The following is a 15,814-nucleotide window of genomic DNA, read 5'->3' on the forward strand; positions in this document are numbered from 1 at the left end:
ATCCGTTCTGATTGAGAAATTTCATGAGCAAACCTACATCTGGTGACTTCACCAAAACCGCAGGCTGGATGGACTGGTACACCGGTCCTTCCAAGCCCACATTCAAGCTGCCGGCAGGCGCAGTCGATGCGCACTGTCATGTGTTTGGTCCGGGTGCTGAATTTCCTTATGCACCCGAGCGCAAATACACGCCTTGCGACGCCTCCAAGCATCAGTTGTATGCGCTGCGCGACCATTTGGGTTTTGCGCGCAATGTGGTGGTACAAGCCACTTGCCATGGTGCGGACAACCGGGCCATGGTCGATGCACTGGTTCATTCAGGCGGCATGGCGCGCGGCGTGGCGACCGTCAAGCGAAGCGTGACCGACGAAGAACTCCAGGCCATGCACGACGCGGGCGTGCGCGGGGTGCGCTTCAACTTCGTCAAGCGTCTGGTGGACTTCACGCCAAAGGACGAGCTGATGGAGATCGCGGGCCGCATCCAGAAATGGGGCTGGCATGTGGTCATCTACTTTGAAGCGGTGGACCTGCCTGAGTTGTGGGACTTTTTCACTGCACTGCCCACCACGGTGGTGGTGGACCACATGGGCCGGCCCGATGTGTCGCTGCCGGTGGATGGCCCGCAGTTTGCGTTGTTTCAGAAGTTCATGCGCGAGCACAGCAATGTGTGGAGCAAAGTGTCATGTCCTGAGCGCTTGTCGGTTGCTGGCCCCAAAGCCTTGAACGGTGAGCAAAACGCTTACGCCGACGTGATCCCGTTTGCCAAGCGGATCGTCGAGGCGTTCCCTGACCGCGTGCTTTGGGGCACCGATTGGCCGCACCCCAATCTGAAAGACCACATGCCCGACGATGGCCTGTTGGTTGATTTCATCCCGCACATTGCCCCCACGGCAGCGCTTCAAAAAAAGCTGTTGGTGGACAACCCGATGCGGCTGTACTGGCCTGAAGAATCGAAAGGCTGAAGCATGGCTTTGGACAAACCCTATACCGACGTGCCCGGCACGATCATTTTTGATGCCGAACAATCGCGCAAAGGCTACTGGCTCAACCAGTTTTGCATGTCACTGATGAAGGCGGAAAACCGAGAACGCTTCAAGGCGGATGAACGGACCTATCTCGACGAGTGGCCCATGAGCGAAGAGCAAAAGCAAGCGGTGCTGGCGCGAGACTTGAATTGGTGCATGCGCACGGGTGGCAATATTTATTTTTTGGCCAAGATCGGTGCCACCGACGGCAAGAGTTTTCAGCAGATGGCGGGCTCCATGACCGGCATGACCGAAGAGGAATACCGCAACATGATGATCGCAGGCGGGCGCAGCGTAGAGGGCAACCGCTACATTGGCGAAAACGGCAGCGCCCAGGCACATAACCAGCCGCAAGGCGCAGCAGGGAAAAAGGCATAAAAATGGCCAAAATCACCGCATCCGTCTACACCTCGCATGTGCCTGCTATTGGCGCAGCCATGGACTTGGGTAAGACGCAAGAAGACTACTGGAAGCCCGTTTTTGCGGGTTATGACTTCTCCAAACAATGGATGAAGGACAACCGTCCCGATGTGATCATCTTGGTGTTCAACGACCACGCCACGGCCTTCAGCTCTGACTTGATCCCGACGTTTGCCATTGGTACCGCGGCCCAGTACTCGCCTGCCGACGAAGGTTGGGGGCCTCGACCCGTGCCGGTGGTGATGGGCCATCCCGAGTTGGCTTCGCACATCGCTCAGTCGGTCATTCAGCAAGACTTTGACCTGACCATCGTCAATAAAATGGACGTCGACCATGGCCTGACGGTTCCACTGTCGCTCATGTGCGGTGAGCAAGACCCCAAGTTGGGCGCTTGGCCTTGCCCGGTGATTCCATTTGCTGTGAATGTGGTGCAGTACCCCGTTCCCAGCGGCCAGCGCTGCTTCAATTTGGGTCAGGCCATACGCAAAGCGGTAGAAAGTTTTGACGAAGACCTGAACGTACAAATTTGGGGGACAGGCGGCATGAGCCACCAGTTGCAGGGTGCGCGTGCAGGCCTGATCAACAGCGAATGGGACAACGCTTGGCTTGACCAGTTGATCCACGACCCTGCTGCGACTGCGGCCAGGCCACACATCAACTACGTGCGCGAAGCTGGCAGTGAAGGCATTGAGCTGGTCATGTGGCTGATCGCTCGGGGGGCGATGAGCGACATCGAAGCTGGCCAAGCCACTGGCCCAGCGCCTCAACTTCGTCACCGTTTCTACCATGTGCCCGCCAGCAACACGGCGGTCGGGCACGTCATCCTTGAAAACACCTGAGAGATTGCACCCATGACTCAAACCATCAAAGTCGCCCTCGCTGGCGCAGGTGCCTTTGGCATCAAACACCTGGACGGCATCAAAAAGATTGACGGCGTTGAAGTGGTCTCGCTGATTGGCCGCGAGTTTGCCAAAACCAAAGAAGTGGCCGACAAATACGGCATTGCCCACGTCACCACCGACCTGAACGAGTCCTTGGCGCTGAAAGAAGTCGACGCTGTGATTTTGTGCACGCCCACGCAAATGCACGCCAGCCAGAGCCTGGCTTGCTTGAATGCGGGCAAACATGTGCAGGTCGAGATCCCGCTGTGCGATGTCTACCAAGAAGGCCAAGAGGTTCTGCGTGTTCAACAGCAAACCGGGCTGGTGGCCATGGTGGGCCACACCCGCCGTTTCAACCCCAGTCATCAGTGGGTCAACCACAAAATCAAGGCGGGCGAGTTCAATATCCAGCAGATGGATGTTCAGACTTATTTTTTCCGCCGAACCAACATGAACGCCTTGGGTCAGGCCCGCAGCTGGACCGACCACCTGTTGTGGCACCACGCTGCGCACACGGTAGATCTTTTTGCCTATCAGTGCGGTAGCCCCATCGTCAAAGCCAATGCGGTGCAAGGCCCGATTCATCCTGCTTTAGGCATTGCCATGGACATGAGCATCCAGCTGCAAGCGGCCAATGGTGCGATTTGCACACTCAGCTTGAGTTTCAACAACGATGGCCCCTTGGGTACCTACTTCCGCTACATCGGCGATACCGGTACTTATCTGGCACGTTATGACGATTTGTTCACCGGCAAGGAAGAGCAAATTGATGTGTCCAAAGTGGCGGTGTCGATGAACGGTATTGAGCTGCAAGACCGCGAATTTTTTGCAGCCATCCGGGAAGGCCGTGAGCCCAATTCCAGCATCGCGCAGGTCTTGCCTTGCTACCAGGTCTTGCACGATCTCGAACAGCAATTGGCTTGAGCATGCTCACGTTGTCGCCTGCTCAAGAACGCCAGCACCTTCAGTTGTTGGGTCTGGCGGGCTTTGCCAGCATGGCGTCGATGCGCATTTGCGACCCGATGCTCGTGGTGCTCAGCGAGGAGTTCCAAGTCAGCACCGGCGACGCATCGGCGGTGGTCTCGGTTTATGCCGTGGTGTACGGACTTTCGCAGCTGTTTTTCGGGCCCTTAGGGGATCGCTTTGGCAAATTGCGGGTTGTGTCTTTGGCGGTCTTGGCTTGTGCAGTGTTCAGCGCCATCACCGCACTGTCTGTCGGCCTGCCCATGCTGGTCATCATGCGCGGCTTCATGGGTGCGGCGGCGGCAGGTGTGATTCCTCTGTCCATGGCATGGGTCGGTGACCGTGTGCCTTATGAGCGGCGTCAGGAAACCTTGGCCAAACTCATGAGCGCCACGGTGATTGGCATGATGAGTGGCTTGTGGTTTGGTGGCTTGACTGCCGACACTTTGGGCTGGCGTGGCGCATTTGTGGTCTTGGCGATCTTGTTCGCCATGACGGCTGGGCTGCTGCTCAAGCTGCTGCGGGGTCAGGCCATGCCCGCGTCAGCAGATGCGCCAGGTTTGTGGGCCTCTTTTCGCAACACCGGGCAGCTGTTGGCCACGCCGCGTGTGCGTTGGGTGCTGGGTGTCACGGCGACTGAGGGCGCTTTGGTGTTTGGCACCATGGCTTTCATGCCCACGCACTTGCACCAGCACTATGGCTTGAGTGTGGTGGCCGCAGGTTCGGTGATGATGCTGTATGGGGTGGGCGGCTTGCTTTACAGCCAAATGGCGCGTCGTTGGCTCGCCTGGTTGGGTGAGCGCGGCTTGGTCAAAACAGGGGCTGGTTTGGTGGCCTCGGGCATGCTTTTACTGGCGTGGGGTACTTTGCCCTGGATGGGCATGTTGGCCTGCGGCATGGCTGGGCTTGGTTTTTACATGCTGCACAACACCTTGCAAGTGCAAGCCACCCAAATGGCGCCAGACGCTCGGGGCACTGCCGTCACTTTGTTTGCCAGCTCGCTGTTTTTTGGCCAGTCCACCGGCGTCTTATTGATGGCGCAAAGTGTGGACATGGGCTGGCTGGCCTATGCCTTCAGCGCCGCCGCTGCCGGTGTGGTGGTCTTGGGGGTGGTGGTGTTTCGCCTGGTGGGGCGACACTGAGCCCTGAAAATTCAGCCCCCATCTTCAAGCTGTAAGTTCAGCGCGGACGTTGGGGTGTGGATTGCAAAAGTTCGCCCACCTCTTTTTGCCAAAAGCGTGCGTTGCCTGTGGTGCCGTGGCCCAAGGTGTCCGGACTGCCCGGGATGATCAGGGCTTTGGCTTTGGCGATCCGTGGCAAGGCCTTTTCCAAAATACCCAACTCGGGCGGGTTACGCTCGTCGTCGGCGGAGTTGATCACCAACACCGTGGCCTTGATGCGCTCCAAGTTGGCAGAGGGGTCGTAGTCTTTGGACGATTCCCATTGAAACAGGTGGTCGTTTGCATCTCCTGGCATGCGGGCTGTCAGGCGTTGCTTGAGCAAAGCATCGCCTCTGTCGCTGGACGGTGCTATTTTTTGCAGGCCTTGGTTGCCGCCGTTGGTGGCCGTGGCGAAAAATACCGATGCCAACTGCCAACTCGGCGGTGGCTCTTTGTAATTGCCACCCATCCAAAGCGGGTCTTTGCGAATCGACTCGGTCATCAATCGGCGCAGCATCCAATTGCGCCCGGACATGGCTGAGGGCAAAGAAGCCATGGGCACAGCGATATCCATCATGTCGGGGAATTTCACGGCCCACATCCAAGTTTGCATGCCGCCCATGGAGTTGCCCAGCACCAAACGCAAATGGCGAATGCCCAAATGCTCGGTCACCAAGCGGTGCTGAGCATTGACCATGTCGTCGTAGTTGTAAGCGGGGAATTTCGCACGCAAACCGTCCGATGGTTTGCTGGATTTGCCCGTGCCAATGGCATCGGGCAGGATGACAAAATATCGCTTGGCATCCATGATCTGACCCGGCCCAAACAGCGCGCCACCAAAGTTGGCGCCCAGCATCCCTTCGCCAGAACCTGTGGTGCCGTGCAGGATCAGCACCGCTTCGTTTTTGGGGTCACCCAGTGTGGTGTAGTTCAGGCGCAATTCAGGCAGCACCTCACCCGTATGGAATTTGAAATCCTTGACGATCCAGCTGCCGCTCTTGGGAGTTTCTTGCGCATGCGCGTTCAAGCCGACACCCACAAGCAAAGTGAAAAAGCAACACCAAAGTTTTTGGGCCATGTTCATGGTGGTCTCCTGTCTGGGAATACACCATCAATCTAGGTCATGTTGTCTACAGGCTCTGACGCATTGGTGTCAGGCGGTTCAGCTTGATCAGGCGGGCTGTCGTGGCCGCTAAGATCTGGGTAATCTCATGGAGCCGCTGGCTGGAACACCTTATGACTCATCCAATCTCTGACCGTTATGCCGTGATCGGCAACCCCATTGCACAAAGCAAATCGCCCTTGATTCACAGCGCTTTTGCGCAGGTCACAGGGCAAGACATTGACTACGGCAAGTTGCTTGCCCCCCTCGGCGAATTTGCGTCCACGGTGGACGCGTTTCGCGCCTCGGGCGGGCGCGGCATGAACGTGACCGCACCCTTCAAGCTCGATGCTTTCGCTTACGCCACGGATCTCGCACCCAGCGCGCAGATGGCCGGTGCTGTGAACGCGATGAAGTTTGAGGGCAACAAGGTCTTTGCTGAAAACTTTGACGGCGTGGGTTTGGTGCGTGATTTGGTGCACAACCTGCAGTGCCCGCTGCAAGGGCGGCGTGTGTTGATTTTGGGGGCAGGTGGTGCCACGCGCGGGGCTTTGTTGCCGCTGTTGGCAGAGCAGCCTGCGGAGTTGGTGATCGTCAACCGCACCGTGGCCAAGGCGCAAGAATTGGCGACCTTGGCACACCAGCACCAAAGCGGCCAGGTGCCAGTCCAGGGTATGGGCTATGAGGCGGTGCAGGGTGTGTTTGACGTGGTGCTCAACGCCAGCTCTTCCAGTCTATCGGCCGAGTTGCCACCCTTGCCAGCGAGCGTGTTTGGCGCCGGTTGCATGGCCTATGACCTGACCTATGGCAAAGGTCTGACGCCTTTCCTGAAGTTGGCTCAGCAAGCGGGTGTGACGCGTCTGGCCGATGGCGTAGGCATGTTGGCCGAACAAGCGGCCGAGGCTTTTGCTTGGTGGCGCGGTGTCCGGCCCAACACGGCTGCAGTCATCCAAAAGCTGACGGTGCCTTTGGTGTGAGTTGAGCCAGCAGAGGTTGGGCTTGAATGGGGTATCGTGTTTGTTTTGAATCCAATGAAAGAACGCATGAAAACGCTTTACCACTTGCTGATGGTTTTTGCGGCTGCTGGCGCAATGCCCGCTTGGGCCTCGGGCGAGGGCACTTACAAAGCCGTTTGTGCCAGTTGCCACGGGCAGGCTTTCCCCAAGGCCCCGCAATTGGGCAACAAAGCCCAATGGGCCCCCTTGATCCGTGAAGGCCAAGTCACCCTCACGGCACATGGCTATGTCGGCGTCCGAGGCATGCCCGCCAAAGGCGGCAAGCCTGATTTGTCGGTGGAGGCCTTTGCCGAGGCTTTGAACCACATGGTCAACCAGTCTGGCGGCAGCTGGAAAACTCCGGACGCCAAGACCTTGCAAGCCATTCAGACCGAGATCGCCAAGCGCCAAAAATCACAAGCTTCCAAAGCAGGCGGGTAAAGCGCCGCCAGGGCATTTGCTCCTCAAGGGCTTGATTGCGGGTTCTACTGGTTCACCGCCCAAACCCATGGGTCTACACCCTCTGATCGACCCCAAACACATCTTTGGTGGGATGGCCCAAGGGCCTGAAACGCAAGACGATGCAGGACATTGTTTTGAATCAGGAGCGCACCATGGGCATACGGCGCAAGTTTCGACCCCTCCAACCCTGGGCATGGTCAGGCCTGGCGCTGGCCATCGCTGGTTTGGTGGCCTGCGGGGGCAGCAGCGACGGCACGCCCACCGGCACACTCAATCTGGCCATGACCGATGCACCGGCCTGCGGCTATGACCATGTGTACGTCACGGTGAACACAATCCGGGTGCACCAAAGCGCGGCGGCCGATGGCACCGAATTGCTGGGCTGGCGCGAGCTGAGCATCCCCACCCAGCGCATCGATTTGCTGTCGCTCACCAACGGCGTGTTGCAAGAGCTGGGCAGCATGCCCTTGCCTGCGGGCAATTACCAGCAGCTGCGCCTGGTGCTGGCCGACAACCCGGCCAACCCCTCCACGGCCAACCCCTTGGCCAACGCGCTGGTGCTCTCGGGCAGCAACACCGAAATTCCCTTGACCACGCCCAGCGCACAGCAAAGCGGCTTCAAGCTGCAAGCGCGTTTTGATGTGCAGAGCGGGCAGGTGGCCGACATGGTGTTGGACTTTGACGCCTGCCGCTCCATCGTCAAGGCCGGGGCTTCCGGGCGCTACAACCTCAAACCGGTGGTAGCGGTCATCCCGCGGCTGACCACGGCCATCGAGGGTTTTGTGGACCCTGCTGTGGCGTCCGGCGTGGTGGTGTCCACACGCGATCCGGACAACAACGTGCGTGCCACCGTGCCCAACCCCGTCACCGGCAAATTCACCTTGGCTTATTTGCCCGAGAACACCAGCTACACCGTGGTGGTGGCAGGTCAAAACCTGACCACGGCCGCCATCACCAACGTGCCGGTGTCTTTGGCCATGGGCGTGACCAGGCTCAACACGGCTCAAACCCCGATCGTGCCCAGCGCCTCGGTCATGGCCACGGTCGCGGGTGTGGTCAGCAATGGCAGCAGTGCGCTGCTCACCGATGCGCGGGTGTCGGCCAGCCAGACGCTCAGCACGGGCCAGTCTGTGCAGGTGGCATCCACGGGCGTGGACTCTGTCACGGCCGAGTACACGCTGGCCTTGCCCTTGGCTGCTGCCGTCAAGGCGCCTTATGTGTCGGGATCGCCCTTGGTGTTCACCACCGACAGCATGGTGACTGGACGCTACAACATCAATGGAACGGCCACGGGCTACACCACGCAAAGCACCAACCCTGTGCTGGACTTAGGGGTGGCAGGCAGCACCACCGTCAAGGACTTGGTGTTGGTGCCGTAAAGACAGGCCGGTCCATGTGGTCGGTCAGCCTGAGATGGTTGACCCGACCGTGCCTCAGTGGTTTTGCCGCTTGGCCAGCAGCGTGACCAACTCCGGCACAAGGGCTTGCGGATCGCCTTCATGGCAAGCCGTTTGCAGCGTGTTTTTGATGGCTTCGGCCACCGAGCGCTCGGCTTGCGTGTCGCTGGCCATCTGGTGGTAGTAACTCAGGTCTTTGAGGGCATTGATCAGACTGAACCGAAGGCCCGAGGTGTCGCCCGCCGTCAGCATGGGTTTCAGGCGATCCAGCGCCGCGCCCCATCCGCCGCCTTTGGACAGCACTTCCACAAAGGTGTGCGCGTCCACGCCCGCACGCTCTGCGCATGCAGCGGCCTCTGCCAGCAGGGTCACGGTGCCCAGCGACACATAGTTGTGCAAGAGCTTCATGCGGTGGCCCGAGCCAATCGGGCCGGTGTGCACAATGTTTTCGGCGAAGCAGGCCAGGATGGGGCGACAGCGTTCAAACAAAGCCGCGTCGCCACCCACCAGCAGGTTCAGACGACCTTCGGCGGCTTCTTTGGGGGTACGCGTCATGGGCGAATCGAGAAACTGACCGCCTTGGGCGATCACCAGGGCCGCGACTTTTTCAGTCGATGCGGGCACGGCGGTGGAGCAGTCGATGACGATGGTGCCGGCCCGCATGCCCTTCAAGACACCGTCTTCGCCCAGCAGCACCGCCTCGACCTGGGGCGTGCCGGTCACGCACAAGATGATCACATCCGATTGCGCCGCCAAGGCCTGGGGGGTGGTGCAGGTGCGCGCCCCTGCAGCCAGCAGGGCGTCCAGCGGCTGGTTGCCGGGGTGCTCCAGCACCGTCAGGCTTTGCCCGTGCTTGAGCAAGTTGCTGGCAATGCCGTGGCCCATCATGCCAATGCCGATCATGCCGATGGTGGTCATGTTGTCTCCAGTTCAATCTGTACAAAGACTTTAGCCACTCAGACTCACGCAGGGAGTCTCGGGGTTGACTGCTTGAGGCGTCGGAAAACTTGGTGATTGGCCCAAGCCGTTGCAGCGCAAATCAAGGCTGTCCATGCGGTGTGGCTGGGGTAATGGGCACCCCGCAGGGTTTGTGCAGCCCCTAACAAGAGCCCCGTCAGCACAATGGCCACCAGCCAGACCCACCCTTTGCGCTGTTCTTGGGCTTGCTGAGAAGCCAGCCACGGCAAACTCATGGCCACAAAGGCCATGGCACTGGAGGCGTGCCCACCTGGAAAGCAATGGCCACCGCCTCCATCGCTGGTACCCCATGACCAGTGTGAGACATAGGTGGCTGCACCGCCAAAGCTTTGCAGTTCCCAAGGGCAGCTGGTCATGCTGACGCGTTTGAGTGCCGACACCAGCATCAAACTCAGGGTGATGCCCATGACGATCTCCAACCTTTGCAGACGAGGAGCCTGGCGCCAAGGGCCCCAAGGTGAGACCGCCGTCCAGAGCAAGGCGAGATACAGCACCACAGCCAAGCGTTTGGCACCTTCATGCAAGACGTTGCTCAGCCACCAATGGTCGCGCAAAGCAAAGCCTTGTGCGTCACCCAGCCAAGCCATCACGCGCAGGTCTGCGCCAGAGGCATCCCAGCCCAATGTCAGCCCCAAACAGACGACCCAGATCCACAAGCCAAACGGCCTGGAGCGGTGGGGAGTCAGCGTTTCATGCCTTTGCGCATTGCGAAGGTATGGAAAGCTATCGAGGCCCTTGGGGGGCGATGGACTGGGGAGATGCATGGCGGATTGAACGGTCTAAAAAGAAGCTTGGCCCCATTAAAAATCGATCGGATTAAGCCTGCCTTAAGTGGGCCCTGTCAGCCTGTAGGCATGAACACAACTCCTGACACAATCACCACTCATCAACAACATGTGCATTTCAAAGAAAGCCAAGCCATGCGGGTTTTGATTGTGGAAGACGATGTGGGCATTGCCACCGGCTTGGCCGCCAGTTTGAAAGCCAATGGCTACGCGGTGGATGTGACCCCCACGCTGGCCTTGGCCACGGCGGCGGTGCGTGTGGAGCCTTTTGACCTGGTGCTGCTCGACTTGAACTTGCCAGACGGCGACGGTTTGGCTTGGCTGAGGCAAGAGCGCCGCGCTGGCAGTGCGACCCCCGTGTTGATCATGACCGCCCGAGATGCCTTGCCGGACCGGGTGGCCGGGCTGGATGAGGGCGCTGACGACTATGTGGTCAAGCCTTTTGAACCCGAGGAGCTTTTGGCCCGGATGCGTGTGGCCCTGCGCCGCAGCGAGGGCCGCGCGTCACCTTTGCTGCGCCATGGCGATTTGGTGTTGGACCCGGCCGCTCACAGCGTGCTGAAAAACGGTGAACCGGTCGAGCTGCGCGCCAAAGAATATGCCCTGTTGTTGGCGCTTCTGCGGGGCAGTGGGCAAGTGCTTTCGCGCCAAAGGCTGGAGCAAGCGCTCTATGGTTTTGACGAGGTGTTGGACAGCAACGCCTTGGAGGTGCACATGCACCACCTGCGCCGCAAGTTGGGCGATGGCTTGGTCAAGACGGTGCGCGGTGTGGGCTATTTTGTGCCCAACGCGGATACGCAAGGGGCGGCTTGATGGGGCATGCGACGGGTCAGCCAGGCCACACCGGGACCGTGCAACCTCGATCCCTTTGGCGGTATTTGTGGGCTTGGGCTTTGGGGGCGGTGGTGGCTCTGTGGCTGTTGTTGGCGGGTTTGTCTTATTCCACCGGTCACCTCGAAGCGGAAGAAATCAGCGATGGTCTGCTGGTCTCCACAGCCCAGATGTTGTTGGCGCAACCTTGGCCAGATTCGGCGCTTGAGCCAGATGGAAAGACATCGTTTTCTGCCCCAGAACCCAAGACAACAGCGCTGCCAGCTGCCCTGCATGGGCACTCCGACAAAGCTTATGTCCCAGACCTTCATGTCTTGATGTGGCAGGACGATCGTTTGGTGTGGGACTCGCATGGCATGCAAGCCCAATGGCCCACGATCCAGACTTTGGGCCACCAAACCCTGCACCTGACTGTGCCAGGGCAGACACAGGAATGGCGTGTCTATGTGGCTGAATCAAAGGCAGGGAGCGTGCCCCCAAGTGCCAACGCCCAAGCCGACAGGCAAGTCGTACGTCGTGTGGCGGTGTTTTTAGACCCGGCGCGGCGCGAAGCACTGGCAGCAGACATCGCCGAACACATCTTGCTGCCAGCCTTGTTGTTTTTGCCCCTGGTGGCCTTGATCTTGGCCTCGGCCATGCGACGCGGCTTGCTGCCCTTGAAGCGTTTGTCCAGCAAAATTTCAGCCTTGGATGTCGATGCCGGTCAAACCCTGATGCCACAGCAGCCCTTTCAAGAGTTGGGCGTCACGGTGCAGGCCATCAACCACTTGGTGCAACGCTTGCAAGAGGAGATTGCGCGTGAGCGGCGTTTTGCAGCCGATGTGGCGCACGAACTGCGCACGCCTTTGACGGCTTTGGTGCTGCAGTCTCGCTTGGCCCGCGATGCCGCTTTGCCTTCCGAGCAGGCTCAGGCACTTCAAGCGGTAGAGCAGGGCGCACTCCAAGCGGGGCGCATCTTGTCTCAGCTGTTGGATTTGGCTCGCGCTCAGAGCTTGGGTGAGGCACAGTCAGAGTCGGTCGATCTGTGCGCCTTGGCGCAAGGTGTAGTGGCCGAACACGTGGCCTTGGCCCATGCCTTGGGGCAAGACATCGCACTGGAGGCGCCTGCCCATCCTGTGACGGTCAGCGGTCAGTCCACTTTGTTGGCATTGGCCTTGCGCAATTTGGTGGACAACGCTTTGCGACACAACCCTTCGGGAACCTATGTCGAAGTGCGCATTGCACGAGATGGGCAAGGATTGGTGCGCCTGTCGGTCAGCGACGATGGCAGCGATATGACCAGCGAGGTGATCAGCGAGGTGATCAGCGATGGGGCCGTGGTCGGGCCCCAAGACAGCGCCCCGATGACAGGCCATGCACCCCAAGCAGGTTTGGGGATTGGCCTGACCTTGGTCGAGCGCATTGCACAAAGCCAGGGTGCGCAGTTCATTCGCGACACGGGCACCGCGCCCTTTGGCAAACGATTCGCCTTGGTCTGGCCTGCTGTGACGCATCGAACAGACGGGACTTAATGTTGAGATAAGACTGGGCGCTCAACATGGTGGCTTGTGTTCGCTGTGTATTGCCCATGCCCCCTTATTTCACTGCTTTCTCTGCCTTTTTCCGTCCTTTTTCAAAAGCCTTTCGTCGTCCTTGGCATCCCTTGGGCTTGTTGTTGGTGTTGGCGCTTTGGTTGACCACTTTGGGCAATGTGCCCTTATGGCGCTCTTTCTGGGCTTTGACGGACAGCCATGGTTTGCGCACTGGCCTGGGCCTGTTGGCTATGGGGGTGATTGTTTTCGCCGCCACCACCGTGCTCCTGTCTTTGCTGGTGTGGCCCCGTTGGCGCAAACCTGTGGGGGTGGTCTTGCTCATGGTGGCCGCTGCCAACAGCTACTTCATGACCGCCTATGGGGTGGTCATCGACCCCACCATGATGGCCAACACGGTGCAAACCGATGTGCGCGAAGTGCGCGATCTGCTGTCGGGTTCGATGCTTATGGTGTTGCTGCTGGGCGTCGTGCTGCCAGGCGTTTGGTGGTGGCGTCAGCCTGTCCAGCAGTGGCCTGCCATGCGGCTGCTTGGCCGCCAGCTGGGCTTGGCCTTGTTGGCTTTGGTTTTGATGATGGTGGTCATCTGGGCCTCGTTCCAAGATTTGGCTTCCACCATGCGCAACCACAAATCCTTGCGCTACATGGTCAACCCTTTCAACACGGTCTATGCCAGCGGTCGCTTGCTGGTGGGGCAAACCACCCAGGCACGCATGTCTTTGCAGCCGATTGGTGAGGATGCGGCAATGGTCTCTTCGGGCGCGGCTGGCGCGCCGCCTTTGATCGTGCTGGTGGTGGGCGAGACCGTGCGGGCGGCCAATTTTGGCTTGGCGGGCTATGCGCGCGACACCACCCCTGAGCTGCGGCAGCTGCAAACCAGCGGCGAGTTGACCTATTTTTCAAATGTGCGCTCTTGCGGCACCAACACCCAGGTGTCTGTGCCCTGCATGTTTTCGCATTTGGGGCGAGAGGCTCAGGCCAAAAACGACATCCCTTATGAAAACCTCTTGGATGTGTTGCAGCGTGCCGGCATGCAGGTGCTGTGGTTGGACAACCAATCGGGTTGTAAAGGGGTGTGCGATCGCCTGCCCAATTTCGGCAATGTGGCCAGCACCTTGAACTTGAAAGACCCCACGTTGTGCCCAGACGGCGAATGCTTTGACGAGATCATGTTGCGTGTCCTGCCAGAGCGTTTGACCGAACTCGAGAAATCACGCCCTGCGGGCAAGGCCCCAGTGGGGACTGTGGTGGTGCTGCACCAGATGGGCAACCACGGCCCAGCTTATTACAAGCGCACGCCGGCCGACATGAAGCAGTACCTACCCGAATGCCGCACCAACGTGCTGCAAGATTGCCCTGCGCAAGACATAGTCAATGCCTACGACAACGCGGTGCGTTACACCGACCATTTTTTAGGGCAAACCGTGCGTTGGCTGAAAACTCAAAAACGTCCAACTGCCATGCTTTATGTGTCTGACCACGGCGAGTCTTTGGGCGAAAAAGGTTTGTACTTGCATGGCATGCCCTACATGATGGCGCCGCAAGAACAAACCCATGTGCCCATGGCGCTTTGGTTGTCCAAGTCCTTGAAGATGCAAAGCGGCTGGGAGGCGAACTGCTGGCAGAAACAGGCCACAGACGCGCTCACGCACGACCATTATTTCCATTCGGTGCTGTCGTTGGCTCAAGTCAAAACCCGTTGGCAACAGCCTGAACTTGACATGTTCTCAGCTTGCAAGGCCAAACCCGCTCTGCGGGGTTGACCTGGCCAGGCTCAAGCGCTGTACCAGCGCCACAGGGCGCTCAGCCAGACGCCGCCACACAGCAGCAGGCTGAGCAAGACGGCGGCGCTGGCCGTGTCCTTGGCGCGTTTGGACTGGGCGTGCCATTCCGGACCAGAGCGGTCGATGGCCGACTCCACCGCGGTGTTGAGCAACTCGACCACCAGCACCGCCACGACCACGCCGATCAACAACACCGTCTCGGCCCAGCTTTGACCCAAGTACCAAGCGCCAGGCAAGACCAGCGCGGCCAAGATGGCTTCTTGCCTGAAAGCCGGTTCATGCCAGCCTGCCCGCAAACCTTCGATGGAGTAAAAAAAAGCGTGCCAAACGCGAGAGAGGCCTTGGCGTTTGGGTGAGACAGTGGGTTGGTCGTTCATGTACGGGGCGGTATTGGATTGCGGCTTGAAGCTTGAGGCCGTGATGTTAACTGGGCCTTATCTCTCCAAGAGTATCCGGCTCGCGCCAGTTGGTGTATGACAATCCGATGAGTCAGTCGCAGAACTTGATCACAGACGCTCAGCGCCGCCCCTCAACCTACCTTCACAAAGTGCTGCGCCAACGTGACCACCACCGGGCCCAGCAGCACGGTGAGCAGAGAGGGGAAGATGCAAAAAATCAGGGGAATGAGCAGTTTGACGGGGAGTTTGGCAGCGGCTTCTTCGGCTCGCAGGCGGCGTTGGGTGCGCAAGCTGTCGGCATAAACCGCCAGCGATTCGGACACGCTGGTGCCAAAGCGGTCGGCCTGTATGAGCATCGACACCATGGCGTCAATGTCTTTGAGGCCCACGCGTTGCGACAGGTTGCGCAGCGCTTCGGCCCGCGAAGATCCGCCCCGCAGGGCCAGCCCGGTGAGGGCAAATTCTTCCGACAAGATGGGGCGGGCGTTGCGCATTTCGCGGCCTACGCGTTCGATGGCGGCGTCCAGTCCCAGACCGGCTTGCACGCACAGGCGCAGCAAGTCCAGCGCGTCCGGAAAGGCGTGCAGCAGCTCCAGTTGTCTGCGCTGGATGCGCAGCCTGAGCACCGCGTCGGGCAGGTAGTAACCGACAGCCGCAACTGCGACCACAAGGGCCATCCGCAGCATGGTGTTGGCGGGCCAGCCTTGGGCATTCAGTAAGCCCCAAGTCAAGATGGGCAGCATCAGGGTCAGCACGGTTTTGCTGATGAAATAAATCTGCAGCGCCACGGGCGAGCGCCAGCCTGCATGTGCAAAGCGAATGCGCAGCGCAGAGGGCGTATCGCCTTCGCCGCCCGACAGGCCCGTCGTCCAGGGACCCAACCACAGCAGGGCCGATAACAGCCTGGCTTGGGCCCGATGCCAGGCGTTAGTGCGTGTGGTTTGGCCGCTGTTTGGGGTATTGGGGCTGGTCAGACTTTCCAAGCGCTGGCGCCCAGGATCGGGCAGCCAGCGGCTGAGCACAACAAGGCTCAGCGTGAGGATCAGGGCGAACACGAGCGCCGCAAAAATCAGGGTGGCAGAGGTCATGGAGGTCTGGGCTTGG

General features: G+C 59.5%; 16 protein-coding genes. 11 read left to right on the forward strand and 5 right to left on the reverse strand.

Features of this window, described 5'->3' with window-relative positions; translation table 11 throughout:
* Positions 1-23: 23 nt before the first annotated feature.
* The 5 genes from Q1M54_RS10730 to Q1M54_RS10750 are packed head-to-tail and all read left to right on the forward strand — an operon-like array spanning position 24 to position 4,431.
* A complete protein-coding gene (locus Q1M54_RS10730; protein WP_300557104.1) occupies positions 24-962 on the forward strand; it encodes an amidohydrolase family protein in 939 nt (312 codons plus the stop codon).
* Between the two features lie 3 nt (positions 963-965).
* Entirely contained in the window at positions 966-1,403 is a 438-nt protein-coding gene (gene ligA, locus Q1M54_RS10735) for a protocatechuate 4,5-dioxygenase subunit alpha (RefSeq protein WP_300557106.1), read from the forward strand.
* Between the two features lie 2 nt (positions 1,404-1,405).
* Complete coding sequence (locus Q1M54_RS10740) at positions 1,406-2,284, forward strand: class III extradiol dioxygenase subunit beta (protein WP_300557108.1); 879 nt, start codon at positions 1,406-1,408, stop codon at positions 2,282-2,284.
* A gap of 12 nt (positions 2,285-2,296) precedes the next feature.
* Positions 2,297-3,250, forward strand: coding sequence for a Gfo/Idh/MocA family oxidoreductase (locus Q1M54_RS10745; RefSeq protein WP_300557110.1), 954 nt, complete (start codon positions 2,297-2,299; stop codon positions 3,248-3,250).
* A 2-nt stretch (positions 3,251-3,252) separates the two neighbouring features.
* Complete coding sequence (locus tag Q1M54_RS10750) at positions 3,253-4,431, forward strand: MFS transporter (RefSeq protein ID WP_300557162.1); 1,179 nt, start codon at positions 3,253-3,255, stop codon at positions 4,429-4,431.
* Positions 4,432-4,468: 37 nt separating this feature from the next.
* On the opposite strand, the gene Q1M54_RS10755 is transcribed toward Q1M54_RS10750, so the two are convergent.
* Complete coding sequence (locus tag Q1M54_RS10755) at positions 4,469-5,533, reverse strand: alpha/beta fold hydrolase (protein WP_300557112.1); 1,065 nt, start codon at positions 5,531-5,533, stop codon at positions 4,469-4,471.
* Between the two features lie 164 nt (positions 5,534-5,697).
* Here Q1M54_RS10755 and aroE point away from each other — a divergent pair, with 164 nt between their 5' ends.
* The 3 genes from aroE (at position 5,698) to Q1M54_RS10770 (ending at position 8,387) form a co-directional block, all read left to right on the forward strand.
* Entirely contained in the window at positions 5,698-6,528 is an 831-nt protein-coding gene (gene aroE, locus Q1M54_RS10760) for a shikimate dehydrogenase (RefSeq protein WP_300557164.1), read from the forward strand.
* A 66-nt stretch (positions 6,529-6,594) separates the two neighbouring features.
* Positions 6,595-6,987, forward strand: coding sequence for a c-type cytochrome (locus tag Q1M54_RS10765; protein ID WP_300557114.1), 393 nt, complete (start codon positions 6,595-6,597; stop codon positions 6,985-6,987).
* 173 nt (positions 6,988-7,160) lie between these two features.
* Positions 7,161-8,387, forward strand: a complete 1,227-nt coding sequence (locus Q1M54_RS10770) for a DUF4382 domain-containing protein (RefSeq protein ID WP_300557116.1) — start codon at positions 7,161-7,163, stop codon at positions 8,385-8,387.
* Positions 8,388-8,441: 54 nt separating this feature from the next.
* Here Q1M54_RS10770 and Q1M54_RS10775 read toward each other — a convergent pair whose 3' ends face one another.
* Both Q1M54_RS10775 and Q1M54_RS10780 read right to left on the reverse strand, forming a co-directional pair.
* The gene (locus Q1M54_RS10775) at positions 8,442-9,323 is read right to left on the reverse strand and encodes an NAD(P)-dependent oxidoreductase (RefSeq protein ID WP_300557118.1); all 882 of its coding nucleotides are present in this window, start codon (positions 9,321-9,323) and stop codon (positions 8,442-8,444) included.
* 44 nt (positions 9,324-9,367) lie between these two features.
* A complete protein-coding gene (locus Q1M54_RS10780; protein WP_300557120.1) occupies positions 9,368-10,147 on the reverse strand; it encodes a phosphatase PAP2 family protein in 780 nt (259 codons plus the stop codon).
* 156 nt (positions 10,148-10,303) lie between these two features.
* Here Q1M54_RS10780 and Q1M54_RS10785 point away from each other — a divergent pair, with 156 nt between their 5' ends.
* Genes Q1M54_RS10785 through Q1M54_RS10795 form a run of 3 tightly spaced genes read left to right on the forward strand, consistent with a single transcriptional unit; the run spans position 10,304 to position 14,291 of the window.
* On the forward strand, positions 10,304-10,981 hold the full coding sequence (locus Q1M54_RS10785; RefSeq protein WP_300557122.1) for a response regulator: 678 nt from the start codon (positions 10,304-10,306) through the stop codon (positions 10,979-10,981).
* 38 nt (positions 10,982-11,019) lie between these two features.
* The gene (locus tag Q1M54_RS10790; RefSeq protein WP_300557124.1) at positions 11,020-12,510 is read left to right on the forward strand and encodes a histidine kinase dimerization/phospho-acceptor domain-containing protein; all 1,491 of its coding nucleotides are present in this window, start codon (positions 11,020-11,022) and stop codon (positions 12,508-12,510) included.
* Positions 12,511-12,566: 56 nt separating this feature from the next.
* Positions 12,567-14,291: a phosphoethanolamine--lipid A transferase gene (locus tag Q1M54_RS10795; RefSeq protein WP_300557126.1), complete on the forward strand. Its 1,725-nt coding sequence runs from the start codon at positions 12,567-12,569 to the stop codon at positions 14,289-14,291.
* Between the two features lie 11 nt (positions 14,292-14,302).
* On the opposite strand, the gene Q1M54_RS10800 is transcribed toward Q1M54_RS10795, so the two are convergent.
* On the reverse strand, positions 14,303-14,689 hold the full coding sequence (locus Q1M54_RS10800; RefSeq protein WP_300557128.1) for a diacylglycerol kinase: 387 nt from the start codon (positions 14,687-14,689) through the stop codon (positions 14,303-14,305).
* A gap of 152 nt (positions 14,690-14,841) precedes the next feature.
* Positions 14,842-15,798 (reverse strand): type II secretion system F family protein, encoded by a 957-nt coding sequence (locus Q1M54_RS10805; protein ID WP_300557130.1) that lies wholly within the window; start codon positions 15,796-15,798, stop codon positions 14,842-14,844.
* Positions 15,799-15,814 lie beyond the last annotated feature (16 nt).

Origin of the sequence: Limnohabitans sp. Rim8 (genome assembly GCF_943326455.1) — a bacterium.
Classification (GTDB): Bacteria; Pseudomonadota; Gammaproteobacteria; order Burkholderiales; family Burkholderiaceae_C; genus Limnohabitans_A.